Raw genomic sequence first — 19,946 nt, forward strand, 5'->3', positions numbered from 1 at the left:
GCATGCGTCTATTTCCTGCTAAAATACCACAATTTATAAAACGAATTTTCCCAAACTATGTTTGGGATTTTTCGTCTAAAGGTAAAACCATATACCTTACTTTTGATGATGGTCCAACTCCTGAAATAACGGAATGGACCTTAGATATGCTGAAGCAGTATAATGCCAAGGCTACCTTTTTTTGTATTGGTAACAATGTTGCAAAACATCCAGAAATTTTTCAATTGCTTTTAAAAGAAGGACATAGTATAGGAAACCATACTCAAGATCATGTAAAAGGCTGGAGTACTTCAACAGAAAAATATATAGATAACGTTATTAAAGCAGAAACTATTATAAATAAGGCGTTAGTTAATAGTCAATATGAGCTTAGCTTATTTAGACCACCATTTGGACAAATAAAAAAAACACAAGGAAAAGCGTTAGCAAGACGAGGCTATAAAGTAATTATGTGGAGTGTTGTTGCTTTCGATTGGGATAATAAAATATCGAGAGAAAGAAGCTTGAAGAATGTAATTAATGCAGCTTCAGAAAAAAACAATATAATTATTTTTCATGATAGTGTAAAAGCATCTAGAAATATGACGTATGCACTACCAAAGGTATTAGCTCATTTTAGCAAAAAAGGCTACACTTTTAAGGCTATTGATGCTTAAACAAAATCTTTAATAATGGCAATTAAAGTGTTTGCATCTTGTTCTCCACTTTGTCTCCATTTCATTTCACCATCTTTATAAATAATTAAAGTAGGTAAACTTTTTACACGCAAAGCTTCAGATAATTCTTTGTTTTTATCAACATCAATTTTTATTACTCTAGCTTTATCACCAAGAGCAGCGGCAACATCACGAAGTACAGGATGCATAGCTGTTGATTGTTCATTCCATTCTGTAAAGAAATCTAGTAATACTGGAATGTTTACATCGATTAATTCTCCAAATTTTGACATTTTTTAAAGTATTAGTTTAAAATGGTTAATGTAAATCTACAATTTTTTAACAACTTATAGATTTATCTTATTTAATTTAAGAAACATTTAAACAACTTTCGTGCCTTTTTTAAGCGTAATAACTGTAACCTCTGGCCAAATACCAATACGACCCGGAAAAGCTAAATACCCAAAGCCTCTGTTTACATGTAAAAACTTACCTGCTTCTTCGTATAATCCAGCCCACTTTGGATATCGGTATTTTACTGGACTCCATTTTATACCTAAAGATGGTACTTCTATACCAAACTGCATACCATGTGTATGTCCAGCTAAAGTTAAATGAATGTGTTTTTCAAAATCAATAATATTGGTTTCGTTGGTAATTAAATCATGGTTATTTCTATCATTCGTGTTAAGCTCCATTTTATCATAATCAAAATGCGATGGATCGTGAGACATTAATATATTAAAATCGTTTTCGCCAATAGATTTTGTAGCTTCTTTTAAGCTTCCGCGTTTAGGAAAATGCCGCGATGCTCCCCAATTTTCAACACCAAGGATATTAATAGTTTGTCCGTTGCGTTCTATTTTTCGGTTATCGTTCATAATCAAATCAAAACCTATTTTACTATGCACTTCTTCTAACTGACGTTGGTTTTCATTATTTAAAGCTTTATCATTACCATAAGCATAATAGCCATAATCATGGTTTCCCATAACAGCAAACTTGCCGTCTTTAGCTTCTAATTTTTTAAAAGTATCAATCCACTCATTCATCTCTTCAGCTTTAGTATTTACAATATCTCCTGTAAATAAAATGGCATCACTTTTTTGTTCATTAATTAAATCTATACCATAAGAGATTTTCTCTTTACTCTCAAGGCTTCCGGAGTGTATATCGCTAATTTGGGTAATCTTGTAACCATCGAAAGCGTCTGGTAAATCTTCAAAATGCAAAACATGATTTATTACTTTAAAATTATATTTCCCTTGGTAAATACCATAAATAAAAGAAGCAAACGGAATGGCTGCAATACCTAAAGCTATTTTAGATACAAAACCTCGTCTACTAGCTGAATATGCTATGTTATCTGGATTAGAGTTTGAAACTTTATTAATTAAAACCAAAACAGCTCTTAGTATGTCTTCGCCAAACATAAAGAGTAATAAAATTAATTTAGGAACAAAAATCCCAAATAAATATGCAAGAGCATAACCATGACTAATTGTAAATCTATCTGACCGTGAAAAACTAGAATAATGATAAATTAGATTTCCAAGTACAAAAAAACTAACAAACCAATAAATAGCATAAAACCAATAGTTTTTGGTAATTGTTTTTACCGTTTGAAAGGCATAATAATCTAGTATTAATATAATTATGGAAATTATTATCCAACGTAACATACAAGCAATTTTTTACAAATATATTAATTGTAAAAGCGACTTATCTTAGTAATTTGTTAAACGTTTTAATTTTTAAATCGTTAAGTAGAACTGATTCTGTTTTAAAGTGAATAACTTTGGTTTCATTTGGTAGTAAATCGAGAAAATTATCGCTAAAATGTCCTTTTTTATTTGAATACAAAAACACATCTTTTTGAAACACTTTTGAAGATAATGTAATAAAAAAGCCATCATCTGTTTTCATAATTTCACTTTTTATCTCTCCTTTTGGAAGTTCTAAGTGTTTAGGACTAACAAAATAATGTAATCGTGTTTGGTTATTAAATTTAGTAATTAAAACTGCATCCTTTTTATTAAATTCTAAACTGCGATAATTTATTATATAATCTCTGTTACTTGATAGTTTAGGCGCTTCAATATCTTTATTAATACTCCAAATAGAATCGCCATTAAGTTTTCTTATTTCTACTTTTAAGTTTCCTTTTATGGGTTTTAAAAGGTCGTTAATTACAAAAACTTCAACTATATTATCTTTAATCGTACTAGACACTAAAACATCTTCAAAACTACGTTTTACACTATAATGTAAAGCTTTCCAGTTACCAAAATAATCAATACTAGACCAAGAGGTTACTGGCCAGCAATCGTTTAATTGCCAATATAAAGTTCCCATATTATATGGTTTTGCTCGACGTTGTGCTTCTATTCCCATAGTGATACCATGTGCTTGCAATAACTGGCTTACGTAAACATAATCTTCGTCGTTATCTGGAATAGGAAAATCACGTTCCATGTAATTTTTAATTATTGAAAAACCTCGTGCGTGTTTTTGATGCGTTGAAAATGCCTTTGAAGTAATTGAAATACTATCATTTCCGTTTATATATTTTATAGCTTCGTAACTAGGAAACGACTGGAATCCAAACTCACTCATAAAACGTGGTACGTTTTCCTGCAGATGCTCAAAAGGATACTCGTCATGCCAAATCCACCAATCGTGTGCATCACCTTCTGTCTTGTATTTTGGATTGCCACGACCATAACTTGGTGACGATTGCCAATAGTCTGTATCAGAATTTTGAGCTACAATTTTTGGTAAAATAGTATCGAATACTTTTAAATAATTATTCCAGATTTCTTTTTTCTCATCTTCACTTCTACCACTTTGCCAGCCCCAAAGATGCCATCCTTCGCTACTTTCATTATTGCCACACCACAAGGCGATACTTGGGTGATTTTGTAGGCGTTTTACCTGTTGCTCTGCTTCAATTTTTACGTTTTCTAAAAAGGCCTCATCTCCAGGATACATGGCACAAGCGAACATAAAATCTTGCCAAACTAAAATGCCTTTTTCGTCACATAAATTGTAGAAAATGTCGTTTTCATAAATGCCTCCACCCCAAACACGAAGCATATTCATATTAGCATCAACAACATCGTTTAATAACTTTTTGTAATCCTCTTCTTTTACTTGATTTTGAAAACTGTTTTGCGGAATATAGTTAGCACCTTTTGTGTAAACTGGCACGTCGTTTACTTTAAAATAAAAAGATTTGCCAATGCTATCTTTTTCAGAAACTAACTCTATTGTACGCAACCCTTTTTTTACTGAAACACTATCTAAAACGGTTTTACCATCTTTAACAACAACTTTAATATCGTATAAATAAGGCTTACCTAGATTATGTGGCCACCATTTTTTTGGGTTTTTAATTTTAATTTTTGTTAGCCATGTATATCCTTTATAAATTTCATTGGACTGTTTATTTCGATTCTCATTTATATAAACTTCGTAAGTTAAATTTTTATCTAATTTAACATTAGAAATTTTGCTAATCTCAACCAATAACTCCGCATTTGAATCGCTTAATGCTAGCTGTTTAATCTTTATATTTTCAATTTTAAAATCATCCCAAGCCACCAGCTCAATAGGTTTCGAAATTCCTGATGTTATAAAATTTGGTGCCCAATCCCAACCATAAGTAAATTGTGCTTTCCTCGTAAAAATACGATTACCTTCTGGTAATTGATACGATAGTTTAGCTTTTGCTTTCTCTTCTACTTTATTTGTGTTTTCGAAAATGATTTTTAATTCGTTTTCAGCTTTTAAAATGGGTTTTACGTCTACTTTATAAGTTCTAAACGCATTGTTGCTCTTTAAAATTAAACTATCGTTTAAATAGACTTGAGCATAGGTGTCTAATCCATTAAAATTGAGCTCTAAGTGATTTCTATCGCGTGTATTTTCATGTACACTAAAATTGGTTTTATACTCCCAATCTGCTTCAGAAATCCATTGCAAATCTTCTTCATTATTTGCAACAAATGGATCTTTAATTTTCTTGTTTTTAAATAAATCCATATGCACTTCTCCTGGAACTTCGGCGACTAACCAAGTTGTCTCATTTACATTTTTAAAAACCCAGTTTTGAGAGAGTTCTATTGTGGTTGGGACACTTTCGTTTTTACATGAAAAGCAAATAATTATTAAGAAGAAAACTATAATTTTATTCATTTTTTAGATTGCATAAAAGTTCTTTTATTTTTTCTGAATTTGAAACTGCCAAATGTGTTTCTTTAAAGTGCTTTTTACTGTTCATTGAAATAATTGGTGATTCGTTTAATTTTTCTAGTTTTGTTAAAGACGCATGAATCTCTGTAAATCCTTCATCTCTAAATAGTATAGCATTTTCAACCGAAACACCTCCTCCTGGAAGAATAACAATTTTATTTTCAGCTTTAATTTTTAGGCTTTTTAAAATTTCAATTCCTTTTTCTGCTGAAACACTTTGTCCTGAAGTTAATATTCTTTGCACTCCTAGGTCTATTAATTCATGTAAAGCTTCTTCAGGATTTGGTGTCCAATCGAAAGCACGATGAAAGGTAAATTGCAATGGTTTAGCAAGTTCTACTAATACTTTTGTTCTTTTTATGTCTATTGTATTATCTGCATTTAAAACACCTGAAACTACACCAGAAAAACCTAAATCTTTACAGAGCTTAATATTGCTTTTCATAATTTCAAACTCAGTATTTGAATAGGTAAAGTTTCCACTTCGTGGTCGAATTAGCACAAAGGTTTCAATAGATAAATTTTCTGAAACTTGTTTCAATAAACCGTAATTTGGAGTGATGCCACCAACGGCTAATTCACTACACAATTCAATACGATGTGCTCCTGCATCTTGCGCATTTTTTGCAGATTGGTAACTGTTGGTACAGATTTCTAGTTTCATAATCATTTTACAATTATCTCGTCTATAAACGTCCAAGCTTTATGTCCTGCTCCTTGTTTGCCTTCTGGAATTATTCCATAATTAGGGATTTTCATCTTTATGTATCTGTATTTCATTTCTGCCTTATTTTCCCAATTAAAACTTTCTTTAAAAATTCTCATAAGCTTATTTTCTGATTGAGAAATTGGAATCATTCTGTAAATATTATCTTCGTAATATTCATTTGACTCTGCTAAAGTCAATATTTCTATAAATTTTGGTGCATAAATCCACTGACCTGGCGAATGAAAAAACCTTCCACTTATTGACTCAATATTCATTTCTTCACCTAAATCGATTGTGATTTCTAAATCCTCACCAGAAAACCCTAACCATTCTTTATCTCCATAACGTGTATTACTCCCTTTTATACCATTTATTAATCCTGATGCACCACTTCCTGGATAAGATGTATTAAGTTTTGTGTTTATTGTAATTTTTTTTCCTGTGGCTTTATGTAGATTAATTTTTTGAGCAAATGTTTTTCCTAATTTTTCTTTAGAATTAAAAACACTTGCTTTAATTGTAACTTTTTTGGTTACCAAAATTGGATTAGTATAAATTTTTGACTCTATATTTGGCTCAGATTCGTCTAAAGTAAACCTAATATCTTTTCCTTTTGAAGCTGTTTTCATTTGATAGAAAATGGCATCCTCTTTTGTTATAACTTTACCTTCAATTTCAAATAAATGATTAGCATAATTAATATCTAAAGCCTCTAGTCTCTTATGAAAATGTTCTACTCTTGGAACAAATTCTTCATAATTCCTTCCTTTAGCACTAGACCATACCACTTCACTTAGTGCCAAAATTCTCGGAAAAACCATATACTCCACTTGTTGTGATGTTGGCATGTATTCTGTCCAAACATTGCCTTGAGCGCCAAGTACATAATTAGCTTCTTCAAATGTTAATTCTTCTGGAATAGGACTGAAATTATACACTTTTTCTAATGGTAAAAAACCACCAATGGCCAATGGCTCTTCTTCGTTTTCAGATTGATAGTGGTCAAAATAACAATGAGAACCTGGTGTTAAAATAACATGATGCTTTTGTTTTGCAGCTTCTATTGCACCATTAAATCCTCGCCAAGACATGACAGTGGCATTTGGCGCTAAACCGCCTTCTAGAATTTCGTCCCAACCAATAATTTGTCTGCCTTTACTGTTTAAATATTTTTCTACACGTGTAATAAAGTAGCTCTGCAATTCGTGCTCATCTTTTAAACCTTCGTCTTTAATACGTTGTTGACAATTACTACAGTTTGTCCATCTTGTTTTTGGTGCTTCGTCGCCTCCAATATGAATATACTTACTAGGAAATAACTCTAAAACCTCATCAAGAACGTTTTCAATAAAAGTGAAAGTCTCGTCTTTGGAACAATAAATCTCTTCAAAAACGCCCCATTTATTTGCGACTTTAACTTGTTGACCTGTACATCCTAATTCTGGATACGCAGCAATGGCTGCTTGTGAATGTCCTGGTAATTCAATCTCTGGAATAATTGTAATATTACGATTGTTAGCATATTTTACTATATCTTTAATTTGTTCTTGTGTATAAAAACCTCCATATCTTTTACCATCAAACTCTTGTGGTTGTGTATTATAATGCCCAATTAAAGTTTCGTCTCTAAATGAAGCAACTTCTGTTAGTTTTGGATATTTTTTAATTTCTAAACGCCAACCTTGATCTTCGGTTAAATGCCAGTGAAACGTATTCATTTTTAGCATAGCAAGTGCATCTATATATTTTTTAATAAAATCTATAGAAAATAAATGTCTACCAACATCTAAATGCATACCACGATATTTAAATTGTGGTTCGTCTTCAATTTTTAAACATTGAATTGTGATTTGCTTTTTAGTGAATGTTCTGTTCTCTAAAGCTTCTGGTAATAATTGTCTTAAAGATTGTACCGCGTAAAAAGCACCTTGATCTGTTTTAGCAGATATTATAATTGTTTCAGGAGAAATATCTAGTTTGTAACCTTCAATATTAGTTATTGTTTCATCACGTATAAATTGAATACTATTTGAAGCAATATTAGTTTCAGAGACTTTCAAATTAAAATCTGATAGATATTCTATTAGAAATTTAGAAGATACTTTAAAGTTTTGATTTGTTATTATTTGTGTTTCATTAGATAGTTTAAACTCGCCTTCTAGAATTTCTTGATTTAAAGGCTTAGGAATAATTTGTGGTGCAATCGCTTTTTCAAAATTTTTAGTACAAGCAGTAGTAATAAATAGTAAAAGAAAAAAAGGTAGCAGTTTTGTGAATTTCATTTTAGTATATTAGATGCTTAAATTTAGTAATCTATTCTTTAATGAGAAACTTAATTGTAAGCCTTTTTTGTACATTCCTAATAATTTCAAGCTGTAAAGAGAAACAGGAACAAAATCCAGCAGTAAAAGACCAATCTTTAATTAACTATGTTAATCCGTTTATTGGTACAGGTGGACATGGCCATACTTATCCTGGAGCAACAATGCCTTTTGGCATGATGCAACTAAGTCCAGATACACGTTTAGACGGTTGGGATGGTTGCTCTGGTTACCATTATAGCGACAATGAAATTTATGGTTTTTCACACACTCACCTAAGTGGAACTGGTGTTAGTGATTATGGAGACATTTTAATAATGCCAACCAACGCACAAGTTTTTAATAATGGAGCAGATGGAGAACAAGGATACAAATCTAAATTCTCACACGACAATGAAGTTGCCGAACCAGGATTTTACAAAGTACATTTAGACGATACAGATATAAGTGTTGAACTGACTGTTTCTAAGCGTAGCGGAATTCACAAATATCAATTTCCTTCTGCTGAAAATCAATTTGCCATTGTAGATTTAGTTCATAGAGACAAGGTTCTAGATGCTGAAATTGAAAAAATCTCTGAAACTGAAATTGTTGGTTATCGCTTTTCTGATGCTTGGGCAAAAGACCAACGTTTATTCTTCGTTATTAAAACATCTCATGCCTTTAACGATGTGTTGCAATCTCCACCAAAATTTGGAGAACCAGGAGCTCAAAAAATTGCTTTAAATTTTAAAAACCCAAATAACGAACCTGTTTACATTAAAGTTGGCATTAGTGCTGTAGACATTGAAGGTGCTAGAAAAAATCTAGAAGGCGAAATAGGAAATCAAACTTTTGAACAGGTAAAAAAAAACGCTCAAGATTTTTGGGAAAAACAATTAGAAAAAATAGTTATTGAAAGCGATAATAAAGATTATAAAACCAATTTCTATTCGTCGATGTATCATGTGGCTTTAGCTCCAAATTTATATCAAGATGTCGATGGACGTTATCGTGGTATGGATTTAAAAATCCATGAAGCCAAAGATTTCGACTATTACACTGTGTTTTCACTTTGGGATACCTATCGTGCAGCACATCCTTTATATACAATTATAGAACAGGACAAAACAAACGATTTTATAAACACCTTTTTAGCAAAATACGACGAAGGTGGTATTATGCCTATTTGGGATTTAAGCGCAAATTATACAGGCTGTATGATTGGTTATCATGCCGTTCCTGTAATATCTGATGCTTACTTAAAAGGAATTCGTGGTTATGATTCTGAAAAAGCTCTAGAAGCTATGATGCACAGTGCCACTCGAGATAAACTAGGCTTAAAAAGCTATAAAGATCTTGGGTTTATTCCTGTGGAGGAAGAAAGCGAATCTGTTTCTAAAACTTTAGAATATGCTTATGATGATTGGACCATTGCTGAAATGGCAAAAGCCATGAATAAAAAAGAGATTTATAAAGATTATACCCAAAGAGCACAAAATTATAAGAACGTGTTTGATCCAGAAACTCAATTCATGCGTGGTCGTTTTCGTAATACTTGGTTTGCTCCTTTTGATCCATACGAAGTTAATTTTAATTACACTGAAGCCAATTCGTGGCAATACAGCTTTTACGTACCTCAAGACATTTCTGGCTTTATAAATTTATTAAGCGGAAAAGATAAACTGGAAGCCAATCTCGATAAATTGTTTGTTGCAGAAGCTGAAACTTCTGGCAGAAATCAAGCTGATATTACTGGTTTAATTGGGCAATATGCGCATGGAAACGAACCGAGTCATCATATGGCTTACTTATATAATTTCGTTAATAAACCACACAAAACTCAAGAGAAAGTACACCAAATTTTAACCGAATTATATACCAATACTCCAGATGGAATTTCTGGAAATGAGGATTGCGGACAAATGAGTGCTTGGTACATTTTTAGCTCACTTGGCTTCTATCCTGTGACTCCAGGAAGTAACCAATACATTATAGGAACGCCTTTATTTAAAAAAGCGACTTTTAACCTAGAAAATGGAAAACAATTTACAGTTGAAGCAGAAAATTTAAGCAACACAAACCTCTATATTGAATCTGCCAGATTAAATGGAGAACCATTATACCAATCTTTTATTTCTCATCAAGATATTATGAAAGGTGGTACATTACATTTTATAATGAAAGGCTCTGCATCAGATTGGGCAACACGAGATATTGATGTACCACAAACTAAAATTGAAAATCATCTTATAGTTACACCTCCATTTATTTCGAAAGGAAAAACCGCATTTAAAGGAGAGACAGAGGTTGAATTACAAAACAACACAAAAGACGCTTCAATATATTATTCTAAAAACAATACTGACTACAAAAAATACGAAAAGCCTTTTATAATTTCTGAAGCGCAATCGTTAGAAGTATATTCAGAATTGAACGGAATAAAAAGCAAAATAATAACTACAAACTTCTTTAAAATTGATCCTAACTTATCTATAACATTGGATACAGAATTTGCAAATCAATACAATGCTGGAGGAAACAATGCGCTTATTGATGGTATTTTAGGTACTCCAGATTTTAGAACAGGAACTTGGCAAGGCTACTTTGACTCAGATTTAATTGCAACAGTAGATTTAGGAAGTAGTAAACCTGTAAATACAATTAAAGTTAATTTTTTACAAGACCAACGCTCTTGGATTTTTCTACCTACTGAAGTTTCCTGTTTGGGTTCTAATGATGGTATAAATTTCTCGTTAATTGATGGAATTAGAAAAATGAATAACTCTCTAGCATCTGAAAACACAGAAATTAAAACGGCTTATTTTAAACAAGTTGCTAGACAATATCGTTACATAAAAATAGCTGCAAAAAAACTAGGCGAACTTCCAGAATGGCATTTAGGCTATAAACACGATGGAAGAAGCTGGTTATTTGTTGATGAAATTATAGTAAAATAACAATTCATTTTAAACAATATTTCTTAGCAATACATTATTTAATTACATTTAGCTAAACTAACAACAAATTATGCCTAATCAAAACAACAAATCTGCTCTTACAACACTAGTAACAGTCTTCTTTTTTTGGGGATTTATTGCTGCATCAAACAGTGTATTTATTCCATTCTGTAAAACGTATTTTGAAATTGACCAATTTCAATCACAACTTGTAGATTTCGCCTTTTATGGTGCCTATTTTATTGGAGCGCTTTTACTATTTATTATTTCTAGCTCAATAAAAAAAGATATTATTAATTCTTGGGGCTACAAAAAAGGAATAATTTACGGACTGCTTTTATCAGCCATAGGTGCTTTTTTAATGTTTCCTGCTACTTTTGGTGCAGAACAAGGTCAAACACAGGTCTTTTATTATATTCTTATCGCCTTTTTTATTGTAGGCTTAGGTTTTTCGTTGCAACAAACAACAGCCAATCCTTTTGCTATTGCACTTGGCAATCCAGAAACTGGATCGCATCGATTAAATCTGGCTGGAGGTATTAACTCCTTTGGAACTACAATTGGTCCAATTGTAGTTTCATTCATTCTATTTGGGGCAGCAGTTGATGGTGAGCAATTAACAGCCATGATTCAAAATAACGAGATTAAACTAACTACAATTCAAGCTTTATATATTGGAGTAGGTGTTTTATTCTTATTAGCAGCAGCATTGTTTCATTTTTCTAAAAAACTACCAGCTTTAAAAGCTGAAACGGCTTTTGAACCAGCAAATAAAGCACGTAACTTATTGATAGTTCTAACCGTTATAATTGTGGCCTGTTTTGGTTATATTTTTAGCACTTATTCTGGTGAAGTAATAGCAACAGAAGGTTTAGAAAAAACACGATTAATCATACTATTTGTAGCATTATTTGCAGTTATAGCAACTGTTACTGTTGCCAACACTAGTGCTTCTAAAAAAGCTGAAGGTTGGGGAGCCATGAAATATCCACAATTGGTTTTAGGGATGCTTGCTATCTTCACTTATGTTGGTGTAGAGGTAACTATTGGAAGTAATTTAGGAGAACTTTTAAAACAAGTTACAGATAAAGCAGCAAACTTAAATCCTTTAGGTTTAAAAGTACTTAATGATGCTGAAATTGCACCATTTATATCATTGTATTGGGGAGGATTAATGATTGGTCGTTGGGTTGGCGCAATTACTGTTTTTAACCCAAGTAAAGGCGTTAAAAAGGCGCTACTAATTATAGTGCCTTATGTTGCTTTTGCCGTTATTCTTTTAGTTAATAAGGTTAATTATTCTACAAATCAAATACTGTTTTTCTCTTTTTGCATTGCAATACAAATTATTGGCTTCTTTGTAGCCAAAGATAATCCTGTAAAAAGTTTAAAAATATTTGCATTTTTGGGTGTTTTAGCAATGCTAATTGGTTTATTTACAACTGGAAATATAGCTTTATTTGCTTTTTTATCTGGTGGATTATTTTGTTCAATTATGTGGCCTTGTATTTTTACATTAAGTATTGCAGGTTTAGGAAAGTATACGTCTCAAGGTTCTGCTTTTTTAATTATGATGATTCTTGGTGGTGCCATTATTCCACCATTACAAGGAAAACTAGCCGATGTATTTAATATCCAATCATCCTATTGGATGGCTGTTTTATGCTTTGCTTACTTATTGTTTTATGCCTTTAGAGCTAAATCTGTTTTAGACAAACAAGGTGTAGAGTATTAAATTATAATAATAATATTTCCTAAAAGCGGAAATTAAAAAGACATTTTCTATGAAAAGAAGACAATTTCTAAAAAATGCTACCCTGTCTACTGCTGGCTTAGCAGTTGGAAGTACATTAATTGCTTGTGCAGAAGACCCTAAAACCAATAAACCAATTATTACAAACAAAACAGCAGCAACATTACCTATAGTTATTGCAACTTGGGATGTTAAATTGGCTACCGAAACAGCCTACAAGGTTTTAGAAAATGGTGGAAATGCATTAGATGCAGTAGAAGCAGGTTGTAAAATTGAAGAAGCCAACGAAAAAGGACAATCTGTAGGAAAAGGTGGTTTGCCAGATCGCGATGGAAACGTCACTTTAGACGCTTGTATTATGGATAAAAACGGGAACTGTGGTTCTGTTGTGTATCTACAAAATGTAACACATGCTATTTCTGTAGCTAGAAACGTAATGGAAAACACACCACATGTTATGTTAGCAGGAAAAGGTGCGGAACAATATGCTTATGAGCTTGGTTTTAAAAAAGAAAATTTATTAACTGAAGCCTCAAAAAAAGCTTGGGAAAAATGGAAAGTGGAAGCCAAATACAAGCCCATAATTAATATAGAAAACCACGATACTATTGGTATGATTGCTATTGATAAAAATGGTGATATTTCTGGTGCTTGCACTACGAGCGGATTGGCTTACAAAATGGGTGGCCGCGTTGGCGATTCTCCAATTATAGGTTCAGGACTTTTTGTAGATAATGAAGTTGGTGGCTGTGTGGCTACTGGATTAGGTGAAGAAGTAGTTAAAACCGTTGGGAGTTTTTTAGTCGTGGAATTAATGCGACAAGGGAAATCGCCACAAGAAGCATGCGAAGAAGCAATTGGACGTATAGTAAACAAACCAAATAGCGATTATAAAAACTTTCAAGTTGGCTATGTAGCTGTTAATAAACAAGGTGAAACTGGTAGTTTTGGTATTCATCAATGGTTTAGTATGACCAAGTATCAAGATGGAAAAAATGAAAATATTCAATCTAAATATATTGTTAAAGCTTAATAAGCTATTCATTAAAAAAAGCCGAAACGTAAGTTTCGGCTTTCTTTATAACTACTTATTTATTCTAATTTCTAATCCGTAAAATTCAATTCACCTCTTGCCTCTTGTTCTTTAAATTTCTTTACAAGATCTAAAGCATCAGGAATAACGTCACTACAAAGTATAATTAAAGAGCATTTAACTGCATTTTTTACTGCAAATTTTATGGCTTCTTTTTCAGATGGAATAATGGTTGTTTTCTTATTTGGGTCTTTCATTTTAATACCATCATTTAGCATTTTAATAAGTTCCTCTTCTGTTTTTCCGCGGCATTAAATAATGGAGAATCTTCCAAAACAATAACTGCTTTCTCTACTGCTTCAGTTGCAGTTCCTCCAGTTTCTAATACGTTATAACCTTCATCTAAAGCCAATTGTAACGCTGCTTTATATCGGGTTTCTAGTGCTGGTGTCATCATGCCTTTTACTAAAGTTCCTGCTCCACCATGTATTACGATTGAAAAATTCTTCATTTAAAAATATTTAGTGCCGAAAATTACAAATTGCAATTCAATTATTTTAAATAAAACGCATAAGTTTTTGTAGATTTGAGTCCTTTCAAACTCATACCAATGTCAAATAACAAACGTGTATTTTTAGTAGATGCTTTCGCATTAATATTTCGTGGCTACTATGCCTTTATAAAAAATCCAAGAATTAACTCTAAAGGTCTTGATACCTCTGCAATTATGGGTTTTATGAACTCGCTTTTAGATGTTATAAAACGTGAAAGACCAGACCATTTAGCTGTTTGTTTTGATAAAGGCGGAAGCACAGACAGAGTAGAACTATTTGAAGCCTATAAAGCCAATAGAGACGAAACTCCCGAAGCCATAAAAATAGCTGTACCCATTATTCAAGAGATTTTAAAAGCCATGCACATTCCTATCATGGTAAAGGAAGGTTACGAAGCCGATGATGTTATTGGAACTTTAGCAAAACAAGCCGAAAAAGAGGGTTACCAAACCTTTATGGTTACTCCAGATAAAGACTTTGCACAATTGGTAAGCGAAAACATTTTTATGTACAGACCAATGTTTGGTGGTGGTTACGAAACTTGGGGAATCCCAGAAGTACAAAAGAAATTTGAAGTTACAGATCCTTTGCAAGTCATCGATTTTTTAGGGATGATGGGAGACTCATCAGATAATATTCCTGGATTACCAGGCGTTGGCGAGAAAACAGCAAAAAAGTTCTTAGCTCAATATGGTAGTATGGAAAATCTTTTAGCCAATACACATGAGCTAAAAGGTAAAATGAAAGAAAAAATAGAAGGCGCCAAAGCACTTGGAATGCTGTCAAAAAAACTAGCGACTATTATGCTAGATGTTCCAGTAACGTTTAATGCTAAAGATTTTGAATTAGATGCTCCAGATATTCCTAAAGTCACTGAAATTTTTCAGGAATTAGAGTTTAGACGTCTTATAGATAATTTCACAAAAACCTTTACGTCTGGTGAGGAGGCCACATCGCAACCATCGTCTAACACAAAGACTACAGAAAACCAACCTAAAGTAACACCTAAAGAAGCCGAAAGCGCAGGCGCTGGACAATTTTCGCTATTTGGTGGCGCAGAACCTACTACTACTGAGACTACTTCGGAATACACAAGACAAACTCTTGAAACCACCTCGCATTTTTACCAAAGTGTTGCACCTGGAATGGCAACCAAGCTATTTGTTAAAAACCTAATGAACCAAACCAGTGTGTGTTTTGATACGGAAACCACAGGCTTAAATCCGTTAACAGCAGAACTTGTTGGTATTGCCTTTTCTTGGGAAGTTGGCAAAGGCTTTTACTTACCATTTCCAGAAGATAGACAAGAAGCACAGGCTATTATCGAAGAACTGAGACCATTTTTTGGAAGTGAAACGATTGAGAAAATTGGTCAGAATTTAAAGTATGACATTAAAGTTTTAGCCAAATACAATGTCAGCGTAAAAGGCAAGTTGTTTGATACCATGTTAGCGCATTATTTAATTAATCCAGATATGCGTCACAATATGGATGTGTTGGCAGAAACCTACTTAAATTACACACCTGTTTCTATTACAGAACTCATTGGTAAAAAAGGAAAAAACCAATTGTCTATGCGAGACGTTCCGTTAGACAAACAAACAGAATATGCAGTAGAAGATGCAGATATTACCTTACAATTAAAAGAACATTTTGAAAAAGAATTAGGCGAAGCCAATACTCAAAAATTATTCGATGATATCGAAGTGCCTTTACTTAGAGTTTTAGCTGCTATGGAATTAGAAGGTATTAATCTAGACGGAACCTTCTTGAATGGTTTATCTGAAGCCTTAGAAAAAGACATAGCAACTTTAGAAGCTAAAATTTATGAGGTTACTGGCGAAACATTTAATATTGCCTCGCCTAAGCAAATGGGAATTATTCTGTTTGAAAAACTGAAGCTAGTTGATAAGCCTAAAAAAACCAAAACTGGTCAATATAAAACCAGCGAAGATATTTTATCTTACCTAGCAAAAGACCACGAAATTATTAGAAATATTTTAGAATATCGAGGACTCGCAAAACTAAAAAGTACGTATGTGGATGCGTTGCCTTTACAAGTGGAAGAAATCACAGGACGTGTGCACACAGATTATATGCAAACCGTTGCTGCAACAGGACGTTTAAGTAGTAATAATCCTAATTTGCAAAACATTCCTATACGAACAGAACGTGGCAGACAAGTACGTAAAGCCTTTATTCCTCGCAATGATGAGTACATTTTATTGGCTGCCGATTATAGCCAAATAGAACTGCGCATTATTGCTGCTTTAAGTCAAGAGGAAACCATGATAGAAGCCTTTAAAAATGGTGAAGATATTCACGCTTCCACAGCGTCTAAAGTCTTTAACGTACCCATTACAGAAGTGACACGTGAGCAACGTAGCAATGCCAAAACCGTAAACTTTGGGATTATTTATGGTGTCTCTGCTTTTGGGTTAAGTAACCAAACCGATTTATCGCGTGGTGAAGCCAAAGAATTGATTGACACCTATTACGAAACCTACCCAAAACTAAAAGCTTACATGAGTGCGCAAGTAGATTTTGCACGCGATCATGGTTATGTAAAAACCGTTTTAGACAGAAGGCGTTATTTAAAAGATATTAATTCTAGAAATGCTGTGGTACGCAGTGCTGCAGAACGTAATGCTGTAAATGCACCAATACAAGGAAGTGCTGCAGATATTATTAAAATAGCCATGATTAATATTTATAACAAACTAGAAACTGGTAACTACAAAACCAAAATGCTACTACAAGTGCATGATGAATTGGTGTTTGATGTGTACAAACCAGAGTTGGAAGACATGAAAACCTTAATTAAAACCGAAATGGAAAATGCTTTTAAAATGGAGGTGCCTTTGGATGTGGAGTTGGATACTGGTTTGAATTGGTTAGAGGCACATTAATATTTATAGATGAAAGTCATTCCTGTAACTTGCGCTATCATTAAGTTTAATAATAAGGTTTTAGCAGTACAAAGAAGTAAATCAATGAAACTTCCTTTGAAATGGGAATTTGCAGGTGGTAAAATTGAAGCAGGAGAATCAGAAATTGATTGTATAAAAAGAGAAATTTTAGAAGAACTAAATATTAAAATTGAAATCAAAGATAGACTAACTCCTATCACACATCAATACCCAAATTTCAAGATTAAATTAATACCTTTTATAGCTGAATATCTTTCAGGCGAATTAAAATTAAGAGAACATTGTAGGTGCTTTTTTTACTGCTAATGCATGTGCTTTAACTTCTATATAAATAAGATTGGATAGCTTTTGGTAAACAGCACGAAACTTGCGTTGTTCCTGGAATGTTTCGCTTGGCATTGTTTTTTTAAGATGCTTCTGCAACGCACTTAACAGCGTTAAACCATTACTGTAAAATGTTGTAATTAATATTGGTTTACCTGCTTCTAAACCTTTAATGGTACGATTCACATTTATCGTGCGATTAAATTGTGGTAAAGGTTGTACTGGAAAATAGGGTTCTGGTTTATGGATAGCTATATCTGCAATCATCGTTAATTAAAAATTAAAACGAATTGCAGAGTAATGACGTGCGCAAGGCGTAAGTTAAAATTACTATAACATAGTACTAACTAGCAATCAGGCATTAAGTTGACCACTCGTGTTTTATTATAAAGAGTTATCGTCTCTTTTTCTTACTCTTAAATTTAGCTTTATCCTTTCTTTGGTTAAAAGGTATGGCATCATCATAAGTGTTTTTAGTTTCTCCTGTTGGCTTGTTTTTACGCCATTTTTCGGTTTTCTCTGGCAATAACACTTTTAGCAAATCTTGACGACCTAATTTGTTTAAGGTTTTTTTAATCCACGCTTTATTCTCGTCTTTATACCAGAAGAAAAAACGGTGTTGCTCGTCTTTTTCCTTTCTAGTAATTGGTGTCTTTACTTTTTTGAGTGTGTAAGGATGGTAACCACTGTAATAAATAACAGTCGCAACAGTCATTGGTGTTGGTGTAAAACCTTGTACTTGCTCTAGCTGAAAACCCATATCCTTAGTTTCGGCAGCAAGATTTGCCATATCTTCGACTTCGCAAGCTGGATGATTAGAGATAAAATAAGGTATAAGTTGAAGCTTTAATTTTTTAGCGACATTAATTTTATCAAAACGCTCTTTAAACTTATGGAAGTATGTAAAAGACGGTTTACGCATCAGTTTTAACACAGGATCACTAGTATGTTCTGGAGCTACTTTTAGTCGTCCAGACACGTGATTGGTCATCACTTCTTCTGTATAAGCATCTAACTCTTTTGGGTCTGCATTTTTATTAAATTCTGGTACTAACATATCATGACGTATACCAGAACCTATAAACGATTTTTTTACTTTTGGGTGACTATCAACCGCTTGGTATAATTCGGTTAACGGTTTATGCGATGTATCTAAATTACTGCAGATTACTGGCGAAATACAAGAAGGAGCAACACACTTATCGCATATAGACTGTACCTTCCCTTTCATTTTATACATGTTAGCACTTGGACCTCCAATATCGCTTAAATAACCTTTAAAATCTGGCATATTAGCAACCGTATCGACTTCACGTAATACAGATTCTTGACTACGAGAGGCAATAAATTTACCTTGATGTGCCGAAATGGTACAAAAACTACAACCACCAAAACAACCACGATGTATGTTTATAGAAAACTTAATCATTTCGTAAGCAGGAATTGGTCCACGCTTATTATATTTTGGGTGTGGCATTCTAGTATAAGGCAACTCAAAAGAGGCATCAATTTCGGCTTCAGTCATGGTTGGACAAGGCGGATTAATCATTAAAGTCCTGTCTCCAACTTTCTGAAAAAGGCGTCTTGCTGCTAACTTATTAGACTCTTGTTCAATCACCTTAAAGTTAGACGCGTATTTTTTCTTATCCTTTAAACATTCCTCATGCGATGCAATCTCCACGTCTTCCCAGTTACTATTTTTAGGAATCTGTGCATTTTTATCTACCAAAATAGCCGTTTGTAAAACGGTAGTTATACTAGAAAAAGGAACACCTTTTTGTAATAAGCGCACCACTTCACGAAGCGGTTGTTCTCCCATACCATACACCAACATATCTGCTTTAGACGTTTCTAAAATAGTAGGCATAAGTTTATCGCTCCAATAATCGTAATGCGTTACACGACGTAATGAAGCTTCAATACCACCTATTAAAATAGGAGTATCTGGCCATTTTTCTTTTAAAATATTAGAGTAAACAGTAGTCGCGTAATCTGGTCTAAAACCTATATCTCCATTTGGTGTATAAGCATCTTTATCACGACGCTTTTTGTTCGCATTATAATTGCTAAGCATTGGATCCATACAACCACCTGTAACACCAAAAAACAATTTTGGTTTACCCATTTTAACAAAATCCTGAAGATTATCGTTAACATTGGGTTGTGGTACAATGGCTACACGCAAGCCATAACTTTCTAAAATACGACCAATTACTGCTGGACCAAACGAAGGATGATCTACATAAGCATCTCCACTAAATAGGATAACGTCTAACGCTTCCCAACCGCGTATTTTAACCTCTTTGTTTGTGGTAGGTAACCAATCTGAAAGTTGTAGTTGTTTCATAGCGTTGCAAAAATAGTTAAAAAATGATTCTTATACAGTATGTAATAATCGCTTTAGCATTTCATTTTTAATAATATTTTTAAATAGTACCATTTATAATATAAAACAGAATGTATTGTTTGTGAA

Annotated in this window: 13 protein-coding genes and 2 pseudogenes; 6 read left to right on the forward strand and 9 right to left on the reverse strand. The window is 33.0% G+C overall.

Annotated features, from left to right (window positions below; genetic code table 11):
- The first annotated feature begins 2 nt into the window (after positions 1-2).
- Entirely contained in the window at positions 3-656 is a 654-nt protein-coding gene (locus P8H50_RS00270; RefSeq protein ID WP_300204054.1) for a polysaccharide deacetylase family protein, read from the forward strand.
- On the opposite strand, the gene P8H50_RS00275 is transcribed toward P8H50_RS00270, so the two are convergent.
- From P8H50_RS00275 to P8H50_RS00295, 5 genes are all read right to left on the reverse strand, one after another.
- Entirely contained in the window at positions 653-949 is a 297-nt protein-coding gene (locus P8H50_RS00275; protein ID WP_300204057.1) for a thioredoxin family protein, read from the reverse strand. The genes P8H50_RS00270 and P8H50_RS00275 overlap by 4 nt on opposite strands.
- An 87-nt stretch (positions 950-1,036) precedes the next feature.
- A complete protein-coding gene (locus tag P8H50_RS00280) occupies positions 1,037-2,338 on the reverse strand; it encodes a metallophosphoesterase (RefSeq protein ID WP_300204060.1) in 1,302 nt (433 codons plus the stop codon).
- 40 nt (positions 2,339-2,378) lie between these two features.
- Positions 2,379-4,853 carry a glycoside hydrolase family 2 protein gene (locus P8H50_RS00285; protein WP_300204063.1) on the reverse strand — a complete coding sequence of 825 codons (2,475 nt, stop codon included), beginning with the start codon at positions 4,851-4,853 and terminating at the stop codon, positions 2,379-2,381.
- The gene (locus P8H50_RS00290; RefSeq protein WP_300204067.1) at positions 4,846-5,574 is read right to left on the reverse strand and encodes a copper homeostasis protein CutC; all 729 of its coding nucleotides are present in this window, start codon (positions 5,572-5,574) and stop codon (positions 4,846-4,848) included. The genes P8H50_RS00285 and P8H50_RS00290 overlap by 8 nt, the downstream gene beginning before the upstream one ends.
- A gap of 2 nt (positions 5,575-5,576) precedes the next feature.
- The gene (locus P8H50_RS00295; RefSeq protein WP_300204071.1) at positions 5,577-7,901 is read right to left on the reverse strand and encodes a family 20 glycosylhydrolase; all 2,325 of its coding nucleotides are present in this window, start codon (positions 7,899-7,901) and stop codon (positions 5,577-5,579) included.
- 41 nt (positions 7,902-7,942) lie between these two features.
- Here P8H50_RS00295 and P8H50_RS00300 point away from each other — a divergent pair, with 41 nt between their 5' ends.
- The 3 genes from P8H50_RS00300 to P8H50_RS00310 all read left to right on the forward strand — a co-directional run bounded on the left by P8H50_RS00300 (position 7,943) and on the right by P8H50_RS00310 (position 13,665).
- Positions 7,943-10,879: a GH92 family glycosyl hydrolase gene (locus P8H50_RS00300; RefSeq protein ID WP_300204076.1), complete on the forward strand. Its 2,937-nt coding sequence runs from the start codon at positions 7,943-7,945 to the stop codon at positions 10,877-10,879.
- 70 nt (positions 10,880-10,949) lie between these two features.
- On the forward strand, positions 10,950-12,614 hold the full coding sequence (locus P8H50_RS00305; RefSeq protein WP_300204079.1) for an MFS transporter: 1,665 nt from the start codon (positions 10,950-10,952) through the stop codon (positions 12,612-12,614).
- Between the two features lie 49 nt (positions 12,615-12,663).
- Positions 12,664-13,665: an isoaspartyl peptidase/L-asparaginase family protein gene (locus P8H50_RS00310; protein WP_300204082.1), complete on the forward strand. Its 1,002-nt coding sequence runs from the start codon at positions 12,664-12,666 to the stop codon at positions 13,663-13,665.
- Between the two features lie 71 nt (positions 13,666-13,736).
- Here the strand turns inward: P8H50_RS00310 and P8H50_RS00315 are convergent.
- Both P8H50_RS00315 and P8H50_RS00320 read right to left on the reverse strand, forming a co-directional pair.
- Positions 13,737-14,017 (reverse strand): annotated as a pseudogene (locus tag P8H50_RS00315) (cyanophycin synthetase); the annotation flags it as partial.
- A 12-nt stretch (positions 14,018-14,029) separates the two neighbouring features.
- Positions 14,030-14,176, reverse strand: a pseudogene (locus P8H50_RS00320) (isoaspartyl peptidase/L-asparaginase); the annotation flags it as partial.
- A gap of 99 nt (positions 14,177-14,275) precedes the next feature.
- Here P8H50_RS00320 and polA point away from each other — a divergent pair.
- Together polA and P8H50_RS00330 are read left to right on the forward strand one after the other, a co-directional pair.
- Positions 14,276-17,128, forward strand: coding sequence for a DNA polymerase I (gene polA, locus P8H50_RS00325; protein ID WP_300204091.1), 2,853 nt, complete (start codon positions 14,276-14,278; stop codon positions 17,126-17,128).
- Between the two features lie 9 nt (positions 17,129-17,137).
- The gene (locus P8H50_RS00330) at positions 17,138-17,455 is read left to right on the forward strand and encodes a (deoxy)nucleoside triphosphate pyrophosphohydrolase (protein WP_300204095.1); all 318 of its coding nucleotides are present in this window, start codon (positions 17,138-17,140) and stop codon (positions 17,453-17,455) included.
- Here the strand turns inward: P8H50_RS00330 and P8H50_RS00335 are convergent.
- On the reverse strand, positions 17,420-17,740 hold the full coding sequence (locus P8H50_RS00335; RefSeq protein ID WP_300204099.1) for a hypothetical protein: 321 nt from the start codon (positions 17,738-17,740) through the stop codon (positions 17,420-17,422). The two genes, P8H50_RS00330 and P8H50_RS00335, sit on opposite strands and share 36 nt — an antisense overlap.
- Before the next feature lie 127 nt (positions 17,741-17,867).
- Positions 17,868-19,820, reverse strand: coding sequence for a YgiQ family radical SAM protein (locus P8H50_RS00340; RefSeq protein ID WP_300204103.1), 1,953 nt, complete (start codon positions 19,818-19,820; stop codon positions 17,868-17,870).
- Positions 19,821-19,946: the final 126 nt, after the last annotated feature.

Source organism: Lacinutrix sp. (genome assembly GCF_029238095.1).
Lineage (GTDB): Bacteria > Bacteroidota > Bacteroidia > Flavobacteriales > Flavobacteriaceae > Lacinutrix.

Bases quoted from the DNA above. Each gene is read 5' to 3' on its own strand.
- P8H50_RS00290 (WP_300204067.1), bottom strand. From the start codon at position 5,574: ATGAAACTAGAAATCTGTACCAACAGTTACCAATCTGCAAAAAATGCG.
- P8H50_RS00285 (WP_300204063.1), bottom strand. From the start codon at position 4,853: ATGAATAAAATTATAGTTTTCTTCTTAATAATTATTTGCTTTTCATGT.
- P8H50_RS00280 (WP_300204060.1), bottom strand. From the start codon at position 2,338: ATGTTACGTTGGATAATAATTTCCATAATTATATTAATACTAGATTAT.
- P8H50_RS00270 (WP_300204054.1), top strand. From the start codon at position 3: ATGCGTCTATTTCCTGCTAAAATACCACAATTTATAAAACGAATTTTC.
- P8H50_RS00340 (WP_300204103.1), bottom strand. From the start codon at position 19,820: ATGAAACAACTACAACTTTCAGATTGGTTACCTACCACAAACAAAGAG.
- P8H50_RS00300 (WP_300204076.1), top strand. From the start codon at position 7,943: ATGAGAAACTTAATTGTAAGCCTTTTTTGTACATTCCTAATAATTTCA.
- P8H50_RS00310 (WP_300204082.1), top strand. From the start codon at position 12,664: ATGAAAAGAAGACAATTTCTAAAAAATGCTACCCTGTCTACTGCTGGC.
- P8H50_RS00295 (WP_300204071.1), bottom strand. From the start codon at position 7,901: ATGAAATTCACAAAACTGCTACCTTTTTTTCTTTTACTATTTATTACT.
- P8H50_RS00275 (WP_300204057.1), bottom strand. From the start codon at position 949: ATGTCAAAATTTGGAGAATTAATCGATGTAAACATTCCAGTATTACTA.
- P8H50_RS00330 (WP_300204095.1), top strand. From the start codon at position 17,138: ATGAAAGTCATTCCTGTAACTTGCGCTATCATTAAGTTTAATAATAAG.
- P8H50_RS00305 (WP_300204079.1), top strand. From the start codon at position 10,950: ATGCCTAATCAAAACAACAAATCTGCTCTTACAACACTAGTAACAGTC.
- P8H50_RS00335 (WP_300204099.1), bottom strand. From the start codon at position 17,740: ATGATTGCAGATATAGCTATCCATAAACCAGAACCCTATTTTCCAGTA.
- polA (WP_300204091.1), top strand. From the start codon at position 14,276: ATGTCAAATAACAAACGTGTATTTTTAGTAGATGCTTTCGCATTAATA.